The sequence below is a fragment of the Stappia indica genome (genome assembly GCF_001696535.1).
GTDB classification, from domain to species: Bacteria; Pseudomonadota; Alphaproteobacteria; order Rhizobiales; family Stappiaceae; genus Stappia; species Stappia indica.
On the sequence record NZ_MBQE01000001.1, the window covers coordinates 665,502 to 684,762 of the forward strand.

At 65.6% G+C, this 19,261-nt stretch carries 26 protein-coding genes and 1 tRNA gene; 22 read left to right on the plus strand and 5 right to left on the minus strand.

Annotation, left to right across the window (positions count from 1 at the left end; all coding sequences use genetic code 11):
• Positions 1–77: 77 nt before the first annotated feature.
• Both BBX35_RS03015 and BBX35_RS03020 read left to right on the plus strand, forming a co-directional pair.
• On the plus strand, positions 78–785 hold the full coding sequence (locus tag BBX35_RS03015) for a fumarylacetoacetate hydrolase family protein (protein WP_067215849.1): 708 nt from the start codon (positions 78–80) through the stop codon (positions 783–785).
• 4 nt (positions 786–789) lie between these two features.
• Complete coding sequence (locus BBX35_RS03020) at positions 790–1,575, plus strand: lysophospholipid acyltransferase family protein (protein WP_244271552.1); 786 nt, start codon at positions 790–792, stop codon at positions 1,573–1,575.
• A gap of 9 nt (positions 1,576–1,584) precedes the next feature.
• On the opposite strand, the gene BBX35_RS03025 is transcribed toward BBX35_RS03020, so the two are convergent.
• Entirely contained in the window at positions 1,585–2,442 is an 858-nt protein-coding gene (locus BBX35_RS03025) for a Frag1/DRAM/Sfk1 family protein (protein WP_171901377.1), read from the minus strand.
• A 239-nt stretch (positions 2,443–2,681) separates the two neighbouring features.
• Here BBX35_RS03025 and BBX35_RS23170 point away from each other — a divergent pair, with 239 nt between their 5' ends.
• The 5 genes from BBX35_RS23170 to BBX35_RS03050 are packed head-to-tail and all read left to right on the plus strand — an operon-like array spanning position 2,682 to position 5,543.
• Positions 2,682–2,954 (plus strand): phosphopantetheine-binding protein, encoded by a 273-nt coding sequence (locus BBX35_RS23170; RefSeq protein ID WP_067215854.1) that lies wholly within the window; start codon positions 2,682–2,684, stop codon positions 2,952–2,954.
• Positions 2,951–4,186 carry a beta-ketoacyl-[acyl-carrier-protein] synthase family protein gene (locus BBX35_RS03035; protein ID WP_279626335.1) on the plus strand — a complete coding sequence of 412 codons (1,236 nt, stop codon included), beginning with the start codon at positions 2,951–2,953 and terminating at the stop codon, positions 4,184–4,186. The genes BBX35_RS23170 and BBX35_RS03035 overlap by 4 nt, the downstream gene beginning before the upstream one ends.
• Positions 4,173–4,577, plus strand: a complete 405-nt coding sequence (locus tag BBX35_RS03040) for a hypothetical protein (RefSeq protein WP_067215856.1) — start codon at positions 4,173–4,175, stop codon at positions 4,575–4,577. Before BBX35_RS03035 ends, BBX35_RS03040 begins: the two co-directional genes overlap by 14 nt.
• The gene (locus BBX35_RS03045; RefSeq protein WP_067215859.1) at positions 4,574–4,990 is read left to right on the plus strand and encodes a MaoC family dehydratase; all 417 of its coding nucleotides are present in this window, start codon (positions 4,574–4,576) and stop codon (positions 4,988–4,990) included. The genes BBX35_RS03040 and BBX35_RS03045 overlap by 4 nt, the downstream gene beginning before the upstream one ends.
• 4 nt (positions 4,991–4,994) lie before the next feature.
• Complete coding sequence (locus tag BBX35_RS03050) at positions 4,995–5,543, plus strand: 2'-5' RNA ligase family protein (RefSeq protein ID WP_067215862.1); 549 nt, start codon at positions 4,995–4,997, stop codon at positions 5,541–5,543.
• A gap of 3 nt (positions 5,544–5,546) precedes the next feature.
• On the opposite strand, the gene BBX35_RS03055 is transcribed toward BBX35_RS03050, so the two are convergent.
• Positions 5,547–6,068 carry a DUF2478 domain-containing protein gene (locus tag BBX35_RS03055; protein ID WP_067215865.1) on the minus strand — a complete coding sequence of 174 codons (522 nt, stop codon included), beginning with the start codon at positions 6,066–6,068 and terminating at the stop codon, positions 5,547–5,549.
• A 188-nt stretch (positions 6,069–6,256) separates the two neighbouring features.
• Between BBX35_RS03055 and BBX35_RS03060 the strand changes: the two genes are divergently transcribed.
• From BBX35_RS03060 to BBX35_RS03110, 12 genes are all read left to right on the plus strand, one after another.
• Complete coding sequence (locus BBX35_RS03060) at positions 6,257–6,625, plus strand: ArsR/SmtB family transcription factor (RefSeq protein ID WP_067215867.1); 369 nt, start codon at positions 6,257–6,259, stop codon at positions 6,623–6,625.
• Complete coding sequence (locus BBX35_RS03065; RefSeq protein WP_067215869.1) at positions 6,622–7,152, plus strand: SRPBCC family protein; 531 nt, start codon at positions 6,622–6,624, stop codon at positions 7,150–7,152. Before BBX35_RS03060 ends, BBX35_RS03065 begins: the two co-directional genes overlap by 4 nt.
• 207 nt (positions 7,153–7,359) lie before the next feature.
• Positions 7,360–8,670, plus strand: a complete 1,311-nt coding sequence (locus tag BBX35_RS03070) for a short-chain fatty acid transporter (RefSeq protein WP_067215872.1) — start codon at positions 7,360–7,362, stop codon at positions 8,668–8,670.
• A gap of 79 nt (positions 8,671–8,749) precedes the next feature.
• Positions 8,750–9,142, plus strand: a complete 393-nt coding sequence (locus tag BBX35_RS03075; protein ID WP_067215874.1) for a VOC family protein — start codon at positions 8,750–8,752, stop codon at positions 9,140–9,142.
• Positions 9,143–9,428: 286 nt separating this feature from the next.
• The gene (locus tag BBX35_RS23285; RefSeq protein WP_141687802.1) at positions 9,429–10,052 is read left to right on the plus strand and encodes a hypothetical protein; all 624 of its coding nucleotides are present in this window, start codon (positions 9,429–9,431) and stop codon (positions 10,050–10,052) included.
• Between the two features lie 194 nt (positions 10,053–10,246).
• Positions 10,247–10,777, plus strand: a complete 531-nt coding sequence (locus tag BBX35_RS03080) for a MarR family winged helix-turn-helix transcriptional regulator (RefSeq protein WP_067215877.1) — start codon at positions 10,247–10,249, stop codon at positions 10,775–10,777.
• A complete protein-coding gene (locus tag BBX35_RS03085) occupies positions 10,774–11,550 on the plus strand; it encodes a DNA alkylation repair protein (RefSeq protein WP_067215880.1) in 777 nt (258 codons plus the stop codon). The genes BBX35_RS03080 and BBX35_RS03085 overlap by 4 nt, the downstream gene beginning before the upstream one ends.
• Before the next feature lie 23 nt (positions 11,551–11,573).
• Complete coding sequence (locus BBX35_RS03090; RefSeq protein WP_067215888.1) at positions 11,574–11,921, plus strand: DUF6616 family protein; 348 nt, start codon at positions 11,574–11,576, stop codon at positions 11,919–11,921.
• A 78-nt stretch (positions 11,922–11,999) separates the two neighbouring features.
• Positions 12,000–12,215, plus strand: coding sequence for a hypothetical protein (locus tag BBX35_RS03095; protein ID WP_067215890.1), 216 nt, complete (start codon positions 12,000–12,002; stop codon positions 12,213–12,215).
• 254 nt (positions 12,216–12,469) lie between these two features.
• On the plus strand, positions 12,470–12,844 hold the full coding sequence (locus BBX35_RS03100; RefSeq protein WP_067215893.1) for an SH3 domain-containing protein: 375 nt from the start codon (positions 12,470–12,472) through the stop codon (positions 12,842–12,844).
• Positions 12,845–12,865: 21 nt separating this feature from the next.
• A complete protein-coding gene (locus BBX35_RS03105) occupies positions 12,866–13,366 on the plus strand; it encodes a GrpB family protein (protein WP_067215895.1) in 501 nt (166 codons plus the stop codon).
• A 52-nt stretch (positions 13,367–13,418) separates the two neighbouring features.
• Complete coding sequence (locus BBX35_RS03110; protein ID WP_067215897.1) at positions 13,419–14,441, plus strand: DUF2332 domain-containing protein; 1,023 nt, start codon at positions 13,419–13,421, stop codon at positions 14,439–14,441.
• 335 nt (positions 14,442–14,776) lie between these two features.
• On the opposite strand, the gene BBX35_RS03115 is transcribed toward BBX35_RS03110, so the two are convergent.
• Positions 14,777–15,628: an SMP-30/gluconolactonase/LRE family protein gene (locus tag BBX35_RS03115; RefSeq protein WP_067215899.1), complete on the minus strand. Its 852-nt coding sequence runs from the start codon at positions 15,626–15,628 to the stop codon at positions 14,777–14,779.
• Complete coding sequence (locus BBX35_RS03120; RefSeq protein WP_208979749.1) at positions 15,625–16,497, minus strand: SDR family NAD(P)-dependent oxidoreductase; 873 nt, start codon at positions 16,495–16,497, stop codon at positions 15,625–15,627. Before BBX35_RS03120 ends, BBX35_RS03115 begins: the two co-directional genes overlap by 4 nt.
• 117 nt (positions 16,498–16,614) lie before the next feature.
• On the opposite strand from BBX35_RS03120, the gene BBX35_RS03125 reads away from it, so the two are divergent.
• A complete protein-coding gene (locus tag BBX35_RS03125) occupies positions 16,615–17,511 on the plus strand; it encodes a LysR family transcriptional regulator (RefSeq protein ID WP_067215902.1) in 897 nt (298 codons plus the stop codon).
• A 200-nt stretch (positions 17,512–17,711) separates the two neighbouring features.
• On the opposite strand, the gene BBX35_RS03130 is transcribed toward BBX35_RS03125, so the two are convergent.
• Positions 17,712–17,801: transfer RNA gene (locus tag BBX35_RS03130), tRNA-Ser, on the minus strand.
• Positions 17,802–17,885: 84 nt separating this feature from the next.
• Here BBX35_RS03130 and BBX35_RS22680 point away from each other — a divergent pair.
• Both BBX35_RS22680 and BBX35_RS03140 read left to right on the plus strand, forming a co-directional pair.
• Positions 17,886–18,449, plus strand: coding sequence for a response regulator transcription factor (locus tag BBX35_RS22680; RefSeq protein ID WP_083205994.1), 564 nt, complete (start codon positions 17,886–17,888; stop codon positions 18,447–18,449).
• 7 nt (positions 18,450–18,456) lie between these two features.
• A complete protein-coding gene (locus BBX35_RS03140; protein WP_067215907.1) occupies positions 18,457–19,182 on the plus strand; it encodes a LuxR family transcriptional regulator in 726 nt (241 codons plus the stop codon).
• The last annotated feature ends 79 nt before the right edge of the window (positions 19,183–19,261 follow it).

Here is a 19,261-nt window from a genome sequence, read left to right on the forward strand (position 1 = left end):
GCTCTGGACCGCCCGGAAACAAGGGCGTAAACAATGGCCCCCGGCTTTCCCGAGACATCCACCAGGGAGACTTCCCCGTGACCGACTACGTGATTGCGCCGCCTGCCGCCGCCGATATCGCCGTGGCGGGAACCGAGGCGCGCTTCCCCATCCGGCGCGTGTTCTGCGTCGGGCGCAACTACGCCGCCCACGCCCGCGAGATGGGCAAGGATCCCGACCGGGAGCCGCCGTTCTTCTTCACCAAGCCAGCGGATGCGGTGTGCGATGCGGGCGGCACCATCCCCTATCCGCCGCTGACGCAGGACCTGCATCACGAGGTGGAGCTGGTCGTCGCCATCGGCCGCGGCGGACGCGACATCGCGCCGGAAGACGCGCAGATGCACATCTGGGGCTACGGCATCGGCATCGACCTGACCCGCCGCGACCTGCAGCAGCAGGCCAAGGACCTCGGCCGGCCCTGGGACTGGGGCAAGGCCTTCGACCGCTCCGCCCCCTGCTCGCCGCTGGTGCCGGCCAGCCGCATCGGCCACCCGACCAGGGGGCGCATCTCGCTGTCGGTGAACGGCGAGCTGCGCCAGCAGGGCGACCTTGCCGACCAGATCTGGCCGGTCGACGACATCGTCGCGATCTGCAGCGCCTCGGTGGAGCTGATGCCGGGCGACCTGATCTTCACCGGAACGCCGGCCGGCGTCGCCGCGCTGAAGCCGGGCGACCGGCTGGAGGGCGAGATCGAGGGCGTGGCGCAGCTTCGCCTGACCATCGGCGCGCCGCTGGACCGGAGCTGATCCCATGGCCGCAAGCGGGGAGCCGATGCCGACTGCAAGCGCCTGGACGCCGCCGCGCGCGGGCGCGCTCGTGGTGCTGCGCTCGCTCGTGTTCCAGGGGTTGGTGATCGCCAGCCTGGTGCTGCTGCTGCCTGTCTGCCTCTTCATGGTGCTGCCGCGCGCGGTGACGCGGATGGCCGCGCGCATCGTGGTGCATGGCTGGCTGGGCCTGCTGCGGCTGACCGTGGGCCTTGCCTACGAGGTGCGCGGGCGCGAGAACCTGCCGGACGGGCCGTGCCTGATCGCCGCAAAGCACCAGTCGGCCTTCGAGACGCTGGCGCTGCAGGTGATCCTGAAGGACCCGGCCTTCGTGATGAAGCGGGAGCTGAAGCTGATTCCGGTCGCCGGCTGGGGCATGGCCCGGCTCGGCCACATCGCCATCGACCGCTCCGCCGGCGCCAGCGCGCTGATGAACCTGATCCGCCAGGCGAAGCAGCGGATCGCCGAAGGCCGGCAGGTGGTGATCTTTCCCGAAGGCACGCGCAGCGCGCCGCTGTCGGCCCCGACCTATCGCCCGGGCGTCGCCGCGCTCTACCGGGCGCTGCAGGTGCCCTGCGTGCCGGCGGCGCTGAATTCCGGCGTGTTCTGGCCGCGCAACAGCGCGTGGAAATTTCCCGGCCGCATCACCATCGAGTTCCTGCCGGCGATCCCGCCGGGGCTCGCCTCCGGTCCGTTCATGGAACGGCTGGAACAGCAGGTGGAAGAGCGCACCAGGGCGCTGGTCGTGGAGGCCGAGCGGACGGCCGGCTGAGGCAGGACCTCAGGCGGCCGCGGCAGCGCCCTCCAGGCGCCAGGTGCCCGAGGCGACGAACGTCCGCACGATCCGGTAGATCTCCGGCGCGTAGAGCATCACCTGGGTGATGTAGGCCGAGATCGTGACGATCTCCTGCACCGTGTAGATGTAGTAGATCGTGTATTCGGTGACCGGCAGGTTCATCCCCTTGACCAGGAACAGCACCACATAGAGCCCGGCAAGGCCGGCGGTGAAAAAGGCCGCGGCACGGCGAAAGCGCGTGTAGCGGGAGCGAAGGCGCAGGTAGCTCGGCCGGCCCGTGTCCGGCAGGCGCATCAGCCGCGTGGTGATGATGCCGCTCATCAGGATCGCCAGCGCCTGGAACACGAAGAACAGGTAGCTGCCGAGCATGTGCAGGTCGTGGTCGTGGCGGAAGGTGATCTGGGTGCAGATGACCATGCCCGTGGTGCCGAGCGCCTGCATGACCAGGAACAGCGCCATCATCCGCCGCAGGCTTGCAGCGACCTTCAGCATGTGCCCGGCCCGCGCCGAGATCGCCCCGTAATAGGCATAGGCGATGGGAACCGCCGCCAGCGCGATGACCACGGCAACGGCGACGATCGCCGCCGCGAAGGGATCGCCGATATAGGGGTCGGTGATCGCCCGGCTGACGGTCGGCGCGCTCTGCTGGATATAGTCGGGATGGCGCTCGTAGAAGGTCCAGCGGGCCCAGACCATCATGTAGATCGCGGATCCGGGGATCAGCACCACCGGCAGGCTGGCCACCAGCCCGGCAAGACGGGCGAAAAGCGGTGCCCTGTCGTCGCCGCCCCGCGCGGTGCCGCCTGCGCCCTGGCGCGTATCCGTGTGCAAAGACTGTGTCATGCGCGCCTGCCGCCTCGACCGTTTCCCGCCGCCAGACGCCACGGCCGCTGCCGTCGCCGATGGCGCAGAACGTGAATAGTGGACGCGTCCGCGCGCCGCAAGCCGCACGAGCACCTGCGGGGCAAACGGTAGCATCTCCGTATTTATTCCAATCCTCGTCCGACTTGATGCCGACGCTGAACCGGCTTAACCCTTATGGCTGCCAAAAACACACCGAAAACAACGGGTATGGGGCTGATATGGAACTGACGGCAGAGGGGTTGGATGCCGCAACGCTGGAGCGACTGCTCGAGCTGGTCGCCAGGGAAGGAATGGTCGAGCGTGAACAGCTTGTTGCCGATGCCACATTCGAGGATCTCGGCATCCAGTCGGCCGACATGGTGGTGATCCTGATGGCGATCGAGGAAGAATTCGGCGTCTACATTCCCGTCGACGGCGACCTGGCGGAGGCCCGCACGTTGGGCGACTTCGTCAAGGTGCTGGCAGCACGGATGAAAGAAGGCGCCGCGTGACCAGCGCAACCCGGCGCGTCGTCATCACCGGCATGGGCGCGATCACGGCGGCGGGGGCCGGCGTGGAGGCGCTGTGGGAGGCCGCGCGCGAGGGACGCAGCGGCGTCTCCGAGCTGCGCTTTCCGCGCTATCCGCGCCAGCGGGTCTCGCGCTCTGCCCATATTTCCGGCTTCGATCCGGCCGCCCATCTGAGCGAGCAGGAGCTGAAGACCACCGACCGCTTCGCCCAGCTGGCGCTGGTCGCCGCAGAGGAAGCGATGCGGCATGCCGGCCTCGACACGCAGGCCCCGCTCGGGGCCCGCTGCGGGGCGATCATCGGCTCGGGCATCGGCGGGGCCTGGACCTCCGACGACGGCCACTACAATTTCTACATGCACGACGCACGGCCCGACCTGCTGGCCATCGCCAAGGTGATGCCGAACGCGGCCGCCTCGCAGGTCAGCATGCGCTACGGCGCGCGCGGGCCCTCGCTCGCCATTTCCAGCGCCTGCGCCTCCGGCACCCAGTCGGTCGGCTACGGCCTGCAGATGATCCGCGCCGGCATGGCCGACATGATGCTGGTCGGCGGCAGCGAGGCGCTGCTGACGCCGGCGAGCTTCCGTGCCTGGGAGGCCTTGCGGGTGATGGCGCCGCAGGCCTGCCGGCCGTTTTCCGACAAGCGCAACGGCATGGTGCTGGGCGAAGGCGCGGCCGTGCTGGTGATCGAGGAGCTGGACCACGCGCTGGCGCGCGGGGCGACGCCGCTGGCCGAAGTGGCCGGCTACGGCACCACCAGCGATGCGGGCGACCTGCTGCGCCCGACCGTCGAGGGGCCGGCCGCCGCCATGGCCGCCGCGCTGGCCGATGCCGGCCTTGCGCCGGAAGAGATCGGCTATGTCAACGCCCACGGCACCGGCACGGTGCTGAACGACATCGCCGAGAGCGAGGCGCTGCGCCGCGTCTTCGGGGCCGGCGTCGAGACGCTGGCGGTGTCCTCCACCAAGCCGATCCACGGCCATGCCCTGGGCGCGGCGGGAGCCATCGAGCTGGCGATCACCGTGCGGGCGCTGCTCGACGACATCGCCCCGCCGACGATCAACTGGCTGGAGGCCGACCCGAAATGCCTGGCCGACCCGGTGCCCAACACCGCCCGGCCGACGCGGATCGACGCGGCGCTCAGCAATTCCTTCGCCTTCGGCGGGATCAACGCCACCATCGCCATTCGGAAGGTCCGGGCCGATGGCCGAGGCTGAGTGGACCCGCATCGCCACACTCGACCTGTCGACGTCGCGCGCGCAGGTGGCAGCCTTCGCCGCCGCCCTCGCCGCCTCTGCCGACCCGGTGCCGGCGACCTATGCCTTCACCGTCTTCTCCCATCCCGACGTGATGGCGACGGTGGCGGGGCTCGCCACTGAGCGCGCCGCCGTGCTGGTGCACCAGGCACAGGACTTCGTCTATCACGGCACGCTGGAGGCGGACCGGCACTACACCGTCCTCGTCGACTGGAAGCCGCATGAGGGACGGCCCGACCGCATCACCCTGCGCGGACGGGTGCAGCACCTGCGGGGCGAGGCATGCGAGACGCCGCTGCAGGAGTTCCGCGCCGAGATCGTGCTGTTCGAGAACCGGCAGGAGACGCCATGAGCTCGCTCGCCGTCGGCCATCGCTTCGCCGACACGCCGCTCGCGATCCTCTCGGCGCAGGACGTTGCCGCCTATGCGGAGGCCTCCGGCGACCACAACCCGATCCACCTGGACGAGCAGGCCGCACGGGCAGCCGGCCTGCCCGGCACCATCGTCCACGGCATGCTGATCATGGGCCGGCTGGAGGGCGCGATCCGCAGCTGGCTGCCGCAGGCCCGCCTCGCGCGCCTCTCCACCCGCTTCGTCAAGCCGCTGGCGGTGGGCGACGGCATCGCCATCGGCGGGCGCGTCGTCCGCGTCCGGCCGCTGGAGGACGGCGGCAGCGAGTTGCTGCTGCGCCTGACCATCGCCAATGGCGACGGCGCGCCGGTCTGCATCGGCGAAGCGGCGCTGCATCTGGACGCGGAGGCGTGAGGCGATGCCCGTCGCCATCACGCTGACCGTCGACGAGGAAGGTGCGGGCGCGGTCCGCGAAATGTGGACGCGGCTCGCCGAGGCCGGGCTGGAGAGCACCGCCCGCAACTTCGCCTATCGCCCGCATGTGACGCTGGCCGTGCTGAACGAGGACGAGACGGAAGGCCGTGTCGAGGAGTTCGCCTGCGCGGCGGCCCGCGAGTTGGGCGGGCAGACCCCGCCGCTGCGCCTGACGCTGGCGAGCCTTGCGGTGTTTCCCGGGCACCCGGCGGTGCTCTTCGCCGCGCCGAAGCCGACGCGGACGCTGCTCGACCTGCAGGCCGCCCTGTGCGCGCGGGCCGAGGCAGAGGGCCTCGGCGCCCACCTGACCCCGCATACGCGGGCCGAGGCCTTCGTGCCGCATGTGACGCTGTGCGAGGCTGTCGAGGATGTCGGCGCGGCCTTGGGCGCGCTTGCCGGGACCGAATGGCCGCTGCGCCTCAGCCTGTCGTCGCTGGATGTGGTGCGGTTTCACCCGGCCACGGTGCTGGAGAGCGTCCCGCTGACCGGCTGAGCCTTACGCGTCCTCGGGGACGGGTGCGAGCGCGGCATCCGCCCAGCCGGCGATCGCATCGACCTCGGCCGGCAGCCGGGTCGCCATGTCGCCGCAGAACTCCAGGAACTTCGGCAGGTTGAGGCCGTTGACGCCGACGATCACCGCCATGTCGGCGGCCAGCGCCTCGGCGATCACGTCGCGAAAGCCCCTGCCCTCGGCTTCCTGCTTGCCGAACTTGTTGACCATCAGCACATCGCCGCCGGAGGCGAGCCGCGCGGCGGTCTCGCCCACCGCCTGCTCAAGCCCCTGCGGGTCGAGCCGGCAGCCGCGCGACTGGGTTCCCAGCGTCTGCGAGATGCGGATCAACGGGCCGTCGGGCAGCACCTTGACGTCCATGTCGCAGGGACGGTCGTCGGCGCAGGCGGAATTGATCTGCACGACGCCGAGAACCCGCAGGCCCTGCCCTTCCAGCCGCTCGGCGACCCGGGCGAGCACGAGGTCCATGTCGCCGCGTCCGGGCGAAGTCGTGTAGGCCAGTTTCATCGCAGGTTCCGCTCACCAGTCACAGGCTGTCAATCCGCGAAAAGGCGGATCCCCTTGCAAGCGACAGGTATCGCAGACCTTGGCCGGCCAAGGCAAGGGCGCCGGCGTCGCAGCCGGTTTGCAGGTCTTCGAGATATCATTCAACTTTTCGGTTGACTCATTCGTCCGGGCAGCGTTTATTCAACCTCATGGTTGAACAAGAAACACAGCGGCTCGACGCCATCTTCCAAGCCCTCGGCGATGCCACCCGCCGGCAGATGCTCCTCGCCCTTTCCGAGGGCGCGCGCAGCGTCAGCCAGCTCGCCGAGCCCTTCGACATGTCGCTGGCGGCGGCCTCCAAGCACGTCAAGGTGCTGGAAAAGGCCGGCCTGATCCGACGCGAGGTGCGCTGGCGCACCCATACCTGCCGACTGGAACCGGGGCCGCTGGCCAGCGCCCACGACTGGCTCGGCTTCTACGAGCGCTTCTGGACCGATCGTCTCGATGTGCTCGACGCCCTGCTGCGCGAGGAAAACGCCAACAGGAAGAAAACCCCCAAGGAAGGAGACAAGACATGACCATCATGGAAAAACCCGGTGCCCACGGCACGCTGATCGCCCCGGACACGCTGGAGATCCGCCGCGTGCTGCCCGCCCCGCCCGAGCGGGTCTGGGCCTGGCTCACCGATGGCGAGCTGCGCAGGAAGTGGCTGGCCGCCGGCGAGATGACCCTGGTGCCCGGCGCCGAATGCGAGCTGGTCTGGCGCAACGACGAGCTGACCGACCCGCCCGGTACGCGGCCCGGCGATATCGGCGACGAGAACCGCATGACCTGCCGGGTGATCGCCGTCGACCCGCCGCGCAGCCTGTCCATCACCTGGGGCAAGGCCAGCGACGTGACCTTCACCCTCGCCCCGCGCGGCGAAGGCACGCTGCTCACCATCGTCCATGCCCGCCTGCCGGACCGGGCCTCGCTGCTCGGCGTCAGCGCCGGCTGGCACGCCCATCTCGGCGTGCTGGTTTCCCTGGTGGAGGGCAGCAAGCCCGCCCCCTTCTGGGACGCGTTCACCGCGCTGCGGACGGACTACGACCAGCGCCTGCCCTAAGCACGCATACGAGGAAAGGCAAAGCCAATCGGCCGGCGGGGGAGACCCTCGCCGGCCCCCTTGTTCGCACAGGCGAATCTTCCCTTACGACAACCTGCAATCGACCTTCCCGAGACTTGACACCCCCTGCGTTCTCGCGCCCCATCGCCTTACGGTTGCAGGGGCGGGAATCGGCCCTGCGGAAGCCGGAAGAAAAGGGAGGCTGTCATGTTGCGTGCACTTTCACGTCCCGCCGTCGTGCTGATGGATCGCTATCTGCCCGACCCGTTCATCTTCGTGCTGCTGCTGACCATCGTCGCGGCCGCTGCCGCCATGCTGTTCGAGGGCGCCGGCCCGATTGCCGTGGTGCAGATGTGGGGCGACGGGTTCTGGGGGCTTCTCGCCTTCTCCATGCAGATGCTGCTGATCCTGGTGACCGGCTACATCCTCGCCTCCTCGCCGCCGGTGAAGAAGTTCCTGGCGCTGCTGGCCGGCCTTGCCGGCTCGCCGGGCTCCGCCATCGTGCTGGTTTCGGTGGTGTCGCTGATCGCCTCCTGGGTCAACTGGGGCTTCGGCCTCGTCGTCGGCGCGCTGTTCGCCCGCGAGCTTGCCCGCCAGATCCGCGTCGACTACCGCCTGCTCATCGCCGCCGCCTATTCCGGCTTCGTGATCTGGCACGGCGGCCTGGCCGGCTCGATCCCGCTGACCATCGCCACGCCCGGCCACTTCACCGAGGCGCAGATCGGCGTCATCGGCACCGGCGAGACGATCTTCGCCAGCTTCAACCTGATCATCGTCGCCATTCTCTTCGTGGTCATTCCGCTGGTGAACTGGCTGATGGTGCCGCGCGAGGACGAGAGCGTCTACGTGACCGCCGAGCAGCTGGGCAACGACGAGCGCGAGGCCTTCGTGCCGATCCGCCCGGCCGAGCACCTGGAAAACAGCCGGCTGCTGATGTGGGTGGTCGGCCTTGCCGGCCTCGTCTTCCTGGCGCACTACTTCTTCGTGCGCGGCGCCGGGCTCAACCTCAACATCGTCAACTTCCTGTTCCTGATGCTGGGCATCGTGCTGCACGGCACCGCCCGCAACCTGCTCGACGCGCTGCAGGAAGCGGTGAAGGGCGGCGCCGGCATCGTCATCCAGTTCCCGTTCTATGCGGGTATCATGGCGATCATGACCCAGTCCGGCCTGGCGCAGAGCATGTCGGAGTGGTTCGTCTCGATCTCCTCCGCCGCCACCCTGCCCTTCTGGACCTTCATCAGCGCCGGCATCGTCAACCTGTTCGTGCCCTCGGGCGGCGGCCAGTGGGCGGTGCAGGCGCCGGTCATGCTGCCGGCGGCCGAGGCGCTCGGCGCAGATATCGCCCGCGTTGCGATGGCGGTCGCCTGGGGCGATGCCTGGACCAACCTGCTGCAGCCGTTCTGGGCGCTGCCCATGCTCGGCATTGCCGGGCTGAAGGCCAAGGACATCATGGGCTTCTGCCTGATCCACCTGGTCATCACCGGCGTTATCATCGGGACGCTGCTGGTCGTCCTGTAAGGACGGCGCGCCCGCATGCCGGCCGGACCGACAATGGCCCGGCCGGTTTTTCGCAAGTGAACCAGTGAGGGAGGAAGACATGCTCAGCCATGTGATGGTGGGAACCAACGACATCGAGCGCGCCAAGCGCTTCTACGACGCGGTGCTGGGGCTGCTGGGCGCCGGCGAACCGGCGCGCAACCAGAACGCCTCGGGCCAGACCCGCCTGTTCTACCGCCACGACGGCAGCACCTTCGCCGTCACCGAGCCGCTCGACGGCCAGGAGGCGGTGCCCGCCAATGGCGGCACCATCGGCTTCAAGTGCAACTCGCCGGAACAGGTGCAGGAATTCCACGACGTCGCCGTGGCCCATGGCGGCACCTCGGTCGAAGGCGCGCCCGGCCCGCGCACCGGCCCGATGGGGACGCTCTACCTCGGCTATGTGCGCGACCCGGACGGCAACAAGCTCTGCGCCCTCCACCGCCCGGCCTGACAGGACGACACCCCCGCTGCCGCCAACGGCGGCGGGGGAGTAATAATGTCCCGAGACGGAATCGCCTGACAATGCCCCGCCTGAGAGGGGGTGGCCATGCTACGTTAGAGCGGGTTTGATGGTGTCGCTGAGAATCTCAAATCCGAGAACCAACGACAATGACCAGAAAGGACGGCAGCGCGGCTTGTCTATCCACTGGGTATGGTTTTAGCAATATAAACCTTGATCCCGTCACGAGAAATTCGTTCGACTAAAGCAAGTTTTTCAAATTACTTCGCGCCGATGAATGGGGCATCTTTTGAATTTTAAAGAAACCACCCTCAAAAGAATAGCTAAAATCGCCGCCGCATCTGCGGCAGCATTATTAGTTTTGATACTATTTTCTATTATTTCATTCAACAAGCTTTGGATTCAGTCTATGCCTCAAGGAAACTTGATACTTCTAGCAGAACTTGAACTAGCGAGACTGAAAATACCAGCATGCAAAAACCCTAATGATTTTAAGATCGGCGCAAAACCGTGGCTCCAAAGCCATTGCCGATGGTGGCGCCTTCCCAGAAAAAAAGGAAAATACTGCGGGTATCTAAATGAAATTCTGAAAATTGAACAAAATTGCCTCGAGATATTCTTTGACAAAAATGCAAATAAAGAGACAATTGATGTATTCATTAAATCTTTAAAATATCCATGCCGAGTTTTGCGCAAATTCAAACAAGAAATATCATATGAAACAATTCGGCAAGGCATAAGATGTGATCGAGGCGAAGAGTATATTCGATTCACTGCGTACATCTTGCAAGCTGAGAATTCGTTTAATGAAGAAGAGAGTATTTTTATCGACTACACAGACAATATCAAATTATTGGAAAAGATCGAAAGGACAAACGCGTGGCGTTTTTTCGGGCCTTAAACAACCGTCTCATGGGCCCAACAAGACGTATGGATAAAACACACCGCGCCTTGTTGGACTTTCTGCGCAGGCACGACTGAGCCGGGCCTGCCGAGACCTTCCGGGCCGGCGCGCCGCGACAGTCACCAGGACCGGCGAACGCTCTCCCTCCATGCTGCTTGACATTGATTAGGCGCCATATTATCAGCCGCCACATGACAAGGATGCTGGAACAAAAACACCTGGCGCTGCTGGAGGAAGCAGAGCGCCGGGCCGTCGCGCCCACGGACAACATCCGTGCGTGTTTCGAACTGTTGGCGCTGACCGGTGCCATCGACCGCGATTGCGCCGTCCGCCTCGCGCGACACCGCCTGTCCGAAGGGAAGTTCGTGCTGCTGTTCCTCCTGCACGACAAGCCCGACGGGCTGTCGCCGCATGAACTGGCCGAGCGCGCGGGCGTGACGCGGGCGACGATCACCGGGCTTCTCGACGGGCTGGAACGCGACGGGTTCATCGCCCGGCGCAGCGGCCTCGACGACCGGCGCAAGATCGCCGTCTCGCTGACGCAGCTCGGCCGCGAGACCGCCCGCGACCTGTTCACCGAACATGCCGACTGGGTCGCATCGCTGTTCCACGGCTTCACCGACGACGACCGCAAGGTGCTGAACGCGCTGCTGCAACGCATCTGGCGAAACCTGGAAGCCAACGCATGCAAGGCTGGCCCGGGCAAGGACGCCCGCACATGAGCGCGGCAAAGGCTACCGGGCGCGGCATCAAGGACATCGATCCGGATCGCCTCGCCCGCCTCAATACCGGCGAGATCGAAGCCGCAACGCTGACCGAATGCCTGGCGGTCGACTTCGCTGTCCTGATGCGCCATGTCCTGCCGGAGATCGGAGCGGTTGCGCTCGATGACATGGAGCGCGGCGCCGCGACGGGCATCTCGAAGCGCATGTCGCTCGCGGCGCGCGTGATCGGGGCCGAGCTCGGCGCTGCCGCGCTCGACCGGCTTGCACACCATCGGTCGGACACCGCGCGCGGCTGGGCCTGCTTCATGATCGGCGCGGCCGAGATGCCGCTTGCCGAAAGGCTCGCGGCCATCCGCCCCTATGCGGACGACCCGCATTTCGGCGTGCGGGAATGGTCGTGGATGGCGGTGCGTCCGCATCTGGCCACTGAACTTGCCGGCGCCATCGCGCTGCTCGGCGGATGGACCACGGCCCCTTCCGAGCGTCTCCGCCGTTTCGCCTCGGAAGCGATCCGGCCGCGCGGCGTGTGGTGCGCCCATATCGGCGCGCTCCGGGCAGAGCCCGAGCTTGCGCTTCCGGTTCTCGAGCCGCTCCGCGCGGACCCTGCCGCCTATGTGCAGAACTCGGTCGGCAACTGGCTGAACGATGCCGGCAAGGACCGGCCCGACTGGGTCAAGGCCCTGTGCGCCCGCTGGTCCGCCGAAAGCCCCACACCAGAGACGGCGCGCATCTGCAAGCGCGCCCTCCGCTCGATCACCCCTGCCCTTTGACACAGAAACGGACGCAACCCATCGTGACCCACTATCTTGCCGAACTCTACACGCCGAAGCCCGCCTGGCTGGCCCTGACCGAGACCGAACGCCAGCAGTTCTTCGCCGCCATCGGCGCGGCCATGCCGGCCTTGTCGGCGCTCGGCGTCGAAGCGCTTGCCCTCGGCAAGGTCGACAGGACCAAGGCGCACGCCGCGCCGCACACCTTCTTTGCGGTGTGGCGCTGCCCGGACGACGCGGCGCTCGGCGCGCTGGTCGACGGCATCGCGCAATCGGGCTGGCACGACTATTTCGAGACGATCAACGCCGGCGGCGAGGCAACCGACTTTTCCGGGCATCTTGCGCAGCTGGTCGAAACCGCCCAGCGCTAGGCACGGGCGTAATCGGTGGCGGAGACGCGCGCGCCCGCGGGCGGTTTACTCCGCCACCCAGCCGGGCAATATCGCAGCATGAAAACCGTTTGCCTGTTTCTGGCCAGCGCGGCCTTCGCCTATCTCTACTATGAGCGCTTCTGGCGCTGGCGGGACTGTATCGAGGCCTCGGCCTCCAGCTGCCGGACCGGGGACGGCAGCAACCTCACCGGCGGCGGACAGCTCTGGGGCATCGTCGCGGCCGTGTTCCTGCTGCTCGCCCTGCGCTCGCTTGTGAAAGCGCGAAAGCCCTAGCGGGACCGCCGCGAACGACGGACAGCGAAGGGCGACAGAACGAAGGCCTGGAGCCAGTTTCGAAAATGGTCGGCCGACACGTGCTCGCAGAAGCGGAGCCCTCCACAATGATCCTTCGATGTCGGGACACTTGATCATGTCTGCATCACGACACAAATGACGGATCGACCGGCAGCACAGCGCGAAGCCATCCACCTGTCCGAACAGCCCCGCCATCTCCTCAAGCGGGGCATTTCCCACGCAGAGAAACATCCATGAAGTCCGATCACGATTACGTCGTCACCCTGCCCCATGTCAGCGAGTTCCCCGAACCGATGGCCGTGAAGAAGGGGGACCGGGTTGCGGTTGGAGAACTGTACGACGGCCCCGAAGGGTGGCCCGACTGGTATCTGTGCTCGGTGCCGGGGCAGGAAGCCGGTTTCGTGCCGGAGCAGATCATCGACCGTCATGCTGACGGGTTCGGTACCATGCTGGAGGACTTCACGAACCGGGAGCTGAATGTCGTGGAAGGCGAGGTGCTGTATGGCGAGCGCCAACTGAACGGCTGGCTGTGGGCGACCCGCGTCTCCGATGGTGCATCGGGATGGGTGCCTCTCGACAACATACGCGCCAGGGGCACGGCTTCCTGAACGTGCTGGTGCCGAGATACGATGGAGACCTTTGCTCTGGCTGAAGACCAACAGGATGCTCGGGCTCGTGCGACGCGCCTCTTCGAGCGAGTGCGAGCTGAGTTGGAGCGGGCATTGCCAGCCGGCTGCGAAGTCCTCCATGTGGGCGCCACCGCCATCGATGGCTGTCTGACCAAAGGCGACCTGGACCTGGTGGTGCGCTGCGAGCAGCCAGACTTCGAGAAGGCCGACAAGATTTTGGCGGAGATGTTCGACCGGAACAGCGGATCCGTGCGAACCGCGACCTTCTCCGCGTTTGAACATCATGGGACCGCACCGGAAATGGGTGTGCAGCTGACGACCAAAGGCGGCCACCTGGACGTCTTCCATCTTTTCGCATCGGCGCTCCGGAGCGACCCCGACCTGGTCACCCGCTACAACGCGCTCAAGCGATCCTATGATGGCCGGCCTATGGACGACTACAGAACCGCCAAGGGCGCTTTCGTTTCCTCGGTTTTGAACAAGGGCTCGAAGCGTGGATAAGGTGCTGGACGGCTGTCCGTCCTTGGCAGCCAGCAGCACGGAGGAGTTCTGCATGACCATCGACGCGGATCCGGGTGCGTTGTCCTCCCGCTACCGTCGTTTTGCAGTCCGCGAGGCGAGCGGACGGTCTCCGCTCTACGAGCACCTCACCATGAGCCTGTCGAACGACGCGGACGTTCTCAGCCTGATTGCAACCCTTCCTCAACCGAAGCAGCAGCCCAACCTGCTTCTCGCCGCCTACCGACACCTCTTCGGCGTCCCGGCGAACTACAGCGAGTTCAGGCAAGTTCTGGTGGATCGCTTCGATGCGGTTCGCTCCATCATGCTGGAGCGCTCGACGCAGACGAACGAACCGGGACGGTGCGCTGTGCTCCTGCCGGTTTTGGCCAGCCTGCCTCAGCCTCTGGCGCTTCTGGAGGTCGGAGCGTCCGCGGGGCTTTGCCTCTTCCCGGATCGATACGGATACGAGTATCCCTCGCGACGCCTCGGGCCGTCAGCAGAGGCCAAACCTCATCCCGTGTTTCCCTGCACGGCTGCCGCAACGGTCCAGCTCCCCGACACGCTTCCGCAGATCGTTTGGCGGGCGGGGCTCGATCTGAACCCTCTGAACGCTGGCGACAAGGACGAGGCCGCATGGCTCGAGACGCTTATCTGGCCCGAACAGGAAGAGCGCCGCAACCGGCTTCGTTTGGCACTCGATATCGTAGCGGCGGAGAGACCGACGATCGTAAAGGGTGATCTCCTCGGACCGGAGTTCGAAGCCCTGTGCCGTCAAGCTCCGCAAGACGCCACGCTCGTCGTCTTTCACACTGCCGTCCTCGCCTACGTCCCAAGCAACGACGACCGCATGAGATTTGCCAACCGGGCTTCCGCACTGTCGGACGTCTGGATCTGCAACGAGGCACCCGGCGTCATGCCGCATTTTGGCTTCGCCGCCGCAGACGCTCCATCGCAAGGGGCGTTCCTGCTGTCGGTAAACAACCAACCTGCGGCATGGACCGACCCGCACGGCGCCTGGATTGAAACGATAGGGGATTCAACGTCCTCCCCCGTGGAGACTTACCGGCTTCACTGACGACCGACACGGGGGCGATTGCTGCCATCGTGGGTTTTGAGGGCATATCGGGAGCGGAGAAACGGCGGCTTACAGCACTGCGCAGCTGGAGCGCGGTGATCGGCGGCGATAACGATTTGTCGAGGGCAATCGGGGAATGGCGGGCCGAAAACGAAGAAACGGAGAATTACGTCTACGCTATAGCCCTCCAAAACTGAGGAATGGGCTTGCGTCCATTCTGCGGTCGGAACCAGCCATTCTGCTGTTGAAGGCTTTTCGGCAACTGTCGTGGCCAAGCTGACATTTGCATCGGGTTTCGCTACTTTCATCGTGGCGAGACAGATGGTCGTCCTTCATCATACCGCCTTCTCATAATCGACTTCCAGAAGCGCCCCAGAGGCCGGAGCGCGGGCAATGCGTTCGTCTGTCAGACCGATCCGGGCCGTGGTGACGAACAAAGTCCGGCCATCTCCACCAAAAGAGCAACTCGTCGGGCGCGGCACAGGAAGAGGGATCAGACGCTCAAGAGAGCCGTCAGGAGCAATGCGGGCGATGGCCGATCCGTCGAACAGAACACTGAGAAGGTGGCCGGTACTGTCCATCGTCAAGCCATCGGGCTTTCCCTCCTTGGGGTCCATGCCGAGGAACAGGCGGCGGTTGCTGATTTCGCATGTGGCCGGGTCGAAGTCGTAGGCGTAGATCTCCCCCCTGTGCGAGTCCGTGTAATAGAGTGTTTGGCCATCCCGGCTCCATTCCAGGCCATTGGGCAGATCGAAGCCGGTATCGGCTATATGCCACGTTCCATCCGGATCGAACCGGTAAAGGATGCCGACACCCTTCTGTCCTTCCTTGTTCATTAGCCCGGTCCACAGGCGACCCTGGCGATCATATTTCCCGTCGTTGAACCGGAATGCCTGATCGGCATTTGGAGCGCGTGCGAAGCGTTCGATGCGGCCATCCGCTCCAAGGCTTGCCAGCTCGCAGTCGAGGCCCAGAACGATCTGGCCCGTGGCGCTCTCTGCCAGCAGGCCGACATTGCCCGGAACGTCGATGGCGTCATCATGCCCGGTTGCCGGGTCGTAGCTGTGGACCTGCCTGCCCATTATGTCGACCCACAGCAGGCGGTTGCGCCGCGCGCTCCAGATGGGACTTTCCCCAATGATCGCGTTCGTTCTGACTGCAATCTTGAAATCGAGGGCGGCGGTCATGATCGCGGCTCCTGCGCGAGGACAGCAATCTGGTTCCATGCCGTAGCCACCTCGGCTGGAGTGCCGGCATAGACCGCGCGCAGATCGCGCGGATAACCCACCCCCTCGGCCTCAACCCGGCGAGTCGCATGGAACTGCCCGTTCGCGGCCCGCAGTATCCAGCCTCCTTCTGAACATGCGGCGGAGGCAAGGAAGGCTACACCCGGCGCGACGGCTTCGGGCTTCAGTTCGTCCGGTTCGCCCTCCACGCCCCACATCCGGGTCTTCGCAACCGGAGAAACCGCATTGACGATAATGCCATGCGCAGCCCCTTCGTCCGCCAGCACGTTCATGATGCCCACGGCGGCCATCTTGGCGGCGGCGTAGGAAGCAAGACCCTTCTGGACATATTGCGGATAAAGAGCGCGGCAGGAGGTCGTCAGCACGATCCGGCCGTAGCCAGCCTCACGCATGCCGGGCCATGCGGCTTGAGCGATCCATAACGGCGCCTTCGCCGTGACCGTCATCATGTGGTCGAAGGAGGCATCCTGAATATCCTCGATCCGCTCGTAGCCCACCCAGCCGGCATTATGGACCACCGCATCAAGGCGTCCGCTTACCGTCAGGCAATTGCGCACCAGCGTATGGCAATCATCGCGCGTGTTTATGGGGGTGTGGAAGGGGTGCGCGGTGATCCCTTCAAGGGAAAGGCTTGCGGCGGCGTTTTCCGCAATCGCCGGCTCGGTGCCGGTTCCATCCGTATCCGCGCCGACATCGTGCAGCAGAACAGTCGCGCCGAGCTTTCCGATCACTCTCGCATAGGCGAGGCCCAAGCCCCGGCCCGCTCCGGTTATGAGGACAGTGCGTCCGCGAAAATCCATTTGGCTCATCATGGCCTCCTTCATTGCGCGGAGGATGGCCAAAGCGCTACGATACGTCCAATATTGACCAGGCTGGATTACGATATGTATGATATATCACGAGCACCGCTTGCGTCGGGCCGCGGTATGATCGACCTGCGCAAGATGGAGCAGTTCGTCGCCGTCGCGGAGGAGCGGCATTTTCATCGGGCGGCTCACCGCCTCGGAATGTCCCAGCCACCGTTGACGGTTGCGATCAAACGGTTGGAAGAGGATCTGGGCGTCGGTCTGATCGAGCGTGGCGGCAACCGGATTCTGGGCCTGACCGCCGCAGGTCATGCCTTTCTCCGTGAAGCGCGTGAGACGCTTCGTCAGGCGCATTACGCGATCCGCATGGCGCAGGAGACCGCAGCCGGCCTCACCGGCCTTGTCCGGCTGGGCTATGTCGGCAGCGCGCTCTATGGACGATTGCCCGATACGGTAAGAGCGTTTCGTCAGGCGCGGCCCGATGTGCGCCTGGAGTTGCGAGAGGCGACCACGGCAACCCAGATCGTCGGTCTTCTGAACGGTACGCTGGATGCCGCGATCATCATTCCCCCGCTGGCCGATGCGGAGGGCATCGATCTGCACGGCTTCGATCACGACCGGCTTTGCATGGCCCTGCCGATTGACCATCCCCTGTCGAGGCAAGACAGGCTGACGCTTGCGGACCTTGCGGATGAGGCATTCATTCTATGGCCGATGATCGAGGGGCGTGGCTTTCATCTTCAAGTGATCCGCTTGTGCGCAGACGCCGGTTTTGCGCCGAGGATCATGCAGGAGGCGCATGGTATGCATGCTGTCCTGTCGCTTGTCGCGGTGGGCGCAGGCGTGTCCATCGTCCCCGAGAGCATGGCGGACTTTCGGCCGGATCGCATTGCATATCGCGCAATAGCCGCGCCGGAAGCCGCTTTCGAACTATCTCTGGCGGTCCGCGAGCCAACCCCGGCGACCAAGGCATTTGTGATGATAGCTACGGAGCCGCTAGGTAGCATTGAACATTAATGCTGCGTGAGATTCCTCGAACGGCGGCTTCGAGCTCCAGGCTGACATACTTACGATCTAGGGTAAACGTCGGAAGCTGCCGTCGCTGAACTTCAAGTCGTAGCGGGCTGTAGCGTAGACTCGACGCCTTGCTATCTCACACGACGGACATGCGCTGATCGGCGGCACATAGGCTATTGTATGCGGCAATCGGCGGGGACTGGCGGAGAGGAAGGGATTCGAACCCTCGATACCGTCTCCGGTATACTCCCTTAGCAGGGGAGCGCCTTCGACCACTCGGCCACCTCTCCGTGCCGCCCTTTTCAAGGATTTGCGTGCGTTTGGCAAGACGGGAAGTTGCGGTTTTGTCCGCCCCCGCTCCCCGGACGCGGAAAATGGCGGCTTTCGCCGGTCTTGCCGGGCGAATTTCCACAGGCAAGGCGCGGAAATGCGCCGCAAACCGGCGCGGCGCGGGCGCTCCCCGCCTTTCCCGACCTTGTCGAGACGAAAAACATATTTCCGTCGCCGTCGCTGGCGCACTGAACTGTAACGGCTGGCGACAACAGGGCTTTTGCCCGGCGGCTGTCGGCACGCGCCGCAGTTTTCAGGCGGGTATTTCCAGACCAAGACGATTTCGACCGGACCATTCATTCAACCAACCGGGTTTCATGACGACCACACTTGAGGCTGTTCCCTTCGAGGCGATCGCCGAAACACGCAGCGATCCGCTCGCACGAGAGCTCTACCGGGCATGGCGCCACCGCGTGGCCCTCACCAATCGCGAGCGCGACTGCGTCGCCTGGGCGGCGGAGGGAAAGACCGAGTGGGAAAGCGCCGCCATTCTCGGCATCGCGCCGAAGACCGTCGAAAGCCACCTCATCGCCGCGCGCAGGAAGCTCAACGCCGCCAACAAGGTACATCTCATCGCCAAGGCGCTGCGCCTCGGGATCATCGACTGAGGCCCCCTTGCACACGGCGGACCTGCTTGCCCATCTCGACCGGATCCGCCACGCCGCGACGGCGGAAGACGTGCGCAGCCGGCTGGTCCAAGCGAGCGGGGGCTACGGCATCGATCAGGTGATGTGCGGGCTCGTGCCGGCCCGGGCCACTCCGCCGGCACAGGCGCGCAAGTCCATCTTCTTCGGCAACTGGCCGACAAGCTGGCTGGAGCGCTATGTCGCCCGCCGCTATGTCGAGATCGACCCGGTGATCTCGCGGGTCGTCTCGGCAGATGCGATGTTCGACTGGCGCGAGGCGCGCGCGCCGGCGGAAAGGGCACCCCTTGCCCGGCTGATGATGGAGGAGGCGCGCGAGCACGGGTTGTCGGCCGGCTTCGCCCTGCCCTTCTCCGGCCCTGGCGGCCAGCGCGGCAGCATCTCTCTCAGCGGAGAACGCATCGAGCTGGACCCTTCCGACCGCCCGACACTCGCGCTCCTGGCGGCAAGCGCGGCGGATCGGGCCGCGACCCTGCTGCAGGGAGACGCTTGGCGTCCCGCCTCGCCCCTCACCGTTCGCGAGCGCGACTGCGTCGCCTGGGCAGCGGAGGGAAAGACCGAGTGGGAGAGCGCCGCCATCCTGGGCATCGCGCCGAGGACCGTCGAAAGCCACCTCATCGCCGCGCGCAGGAAGCTCAACGCCGCCAACAAGGTGCATCTCATCGCCATCGCCTTTCGGCTCGGCCTGATCGACTGAGACGCCCGGCCCGTCAATCCGGGAATCCCATGATGGTGAGCCGGGCAAAGCCTGCAAGACTTGAGGATCACGAGAGACA

Bases quoted from the DNA above. Each gene is read 5' to 3' on its own strand.
- BBX35_RS03020 (WP_244271552.1), top strand. From the start codon at position 790: ATGGCCGCAAGCGGGGAGCCGATGCCGACTGCAAGCGCCTGGACGCCG.
- BBX35_RS03025 (WP_171901377.1), bottom strand. From the start codon at position 2,442: ATGACACAGTCTTTGCACACGGATACGCGCCAGGGCGCAGGCGGCACC.
- BBX35_RS23170 (WP_067215854.1), top strand. From the start codon at position 2,682: ATGGAACTGACGGCAGAGGGGTTGGATGCCGCAACGCTGGAGCGACTG.
- BBX35_RS03040 (WP_067215856.1), top strand. From the start codon at position 4,173: ATGGCCGAGGCTGAGTGGACCCGCATCGCCACACTCGACCTGTCGACG.
- BBX35_RS03045 (WP_067215859.1), top strand. From the start codon at position 4,574: ATGAGCTCGCTCGCCGTCGGCCATCGCTTCGCCGACACGCCGCTCGCG.
- BBX35_RS03050 (WP_067215862.1), top strand. From the start codon at position 4,995: ATGCCCGTCGCCATCACGCTGACCGTCGACGAGGAAGGTGCGGGCGCG.
- BBX35_RS03055 (WP_067215865.1), bottom strand. From the start codon at position 6,068: ATGAAACTGGCCTACACGACTTCGCCCGGACGCGGCGACATGGACCTC.
- BBX35_RS03060 (WP_067215867.1), top strand. From the start codon at position 6,257: ATGGTTGAACAAGAAACACAGCGGCTCGACGCCATCTTCCAAGCCCTC.
- BBX35_RS03065 (WP_067215869.1), top strand. From the start codon at position 6,622: ATGACCATCATGGAAAAACCCGGTGCCCACGGCACGCTGATCGCCCCG.
- BBX35_RS03070 (WP_067215872.1), top strand. From the start codon at position 7,360: ATGTTGCGTGCACTTTCACGTCCCGCCGTCGTGCTGATGGATCGCTAT.
- BBX35_RS03075 (WP_067215874.1), top strand. From the start codon at position 8,750: ATGCTCAGCCATGTGATGGTGGGAACCAACGACATCGAGCGCGCCAAG.
- BBX35_RS23285 (WP_141687802.1), top strand. From the start codon at position 9,429: ATGGGGCATCTTTTGAATTTTAAAGAAACCACCCTCAAAAGAATAGCT.
- BBX35_RS03080 (WP_067215877.1), top strand. From the start codon at position 10,247: ATGACAAGGATGCTGGAACAAAAACACCTGGCGCTGCTGGAGGAAGCA.
- BBX35_RS03085 (WP_067215880.1), top strand. From the start codon at position 10,774: ATGAGCGCGGCAAAGGCTACCGGGCGCGGCATCAAGGACATCGATCCG.
- BBX35_RS03095 (WP_067215890.1), top strand. From the start codon at position 12,000: ATGAAAACCGTTTGCCTGTTTCTGGCCAGCGCGGCCTTCGCCTATCTC.
- BBX35_RS03100 (WP_067215893.1), top strand. From the start codon at position 12,470: ATGAAGTCCGATCACGATTACGTCGTCACCCTGCCCCATGTCAGCGAG.
- BBX35_RS03105 (WP_067215895.1), top strand. From the start codon at position 12,866: ATGGAGACCTTTGCTCTGGCTGAAGACCAACAGGATGCTCGGGCTCGT.
- BBX35_RS03110 (WP_067215897.1), top strand. From the start codon at position 13,419: ATGACCATCGACGCGGATCCGGGTGCGTTGTCCTCCCGCTACCGTCGT.
- BBX35_RS03115 (WP_067215899.1), bottom strand. From the start codon at position 15,628: ATGACCGCCGCCCTCGATTTCAAGATTGCAGTCAGAACGAACGCGATC.
- BBX35_RS03120 (WP_208979749.1), bottom strand. From the start codon at position 16,497: ATGAGCCAAATGGATTTTCGCGGACGCACTGTCCTCATAACCGGAGCG.
- BBX35_RS03125 (WP_067215902.1), top strand. From the start codon at position 16,615: ATGATCGACCTGCGCAAGATGGAGCAGTTCGTCGCCGTCGCGGAGGAG.
- BBX35_RS22680 (WP_083205994.1), top strand. From the start codon at position 17,886: ATGGCGGCTTTCGCCGGTCTTGCCGGGCGAATTTCCACAGGCAAGGCG.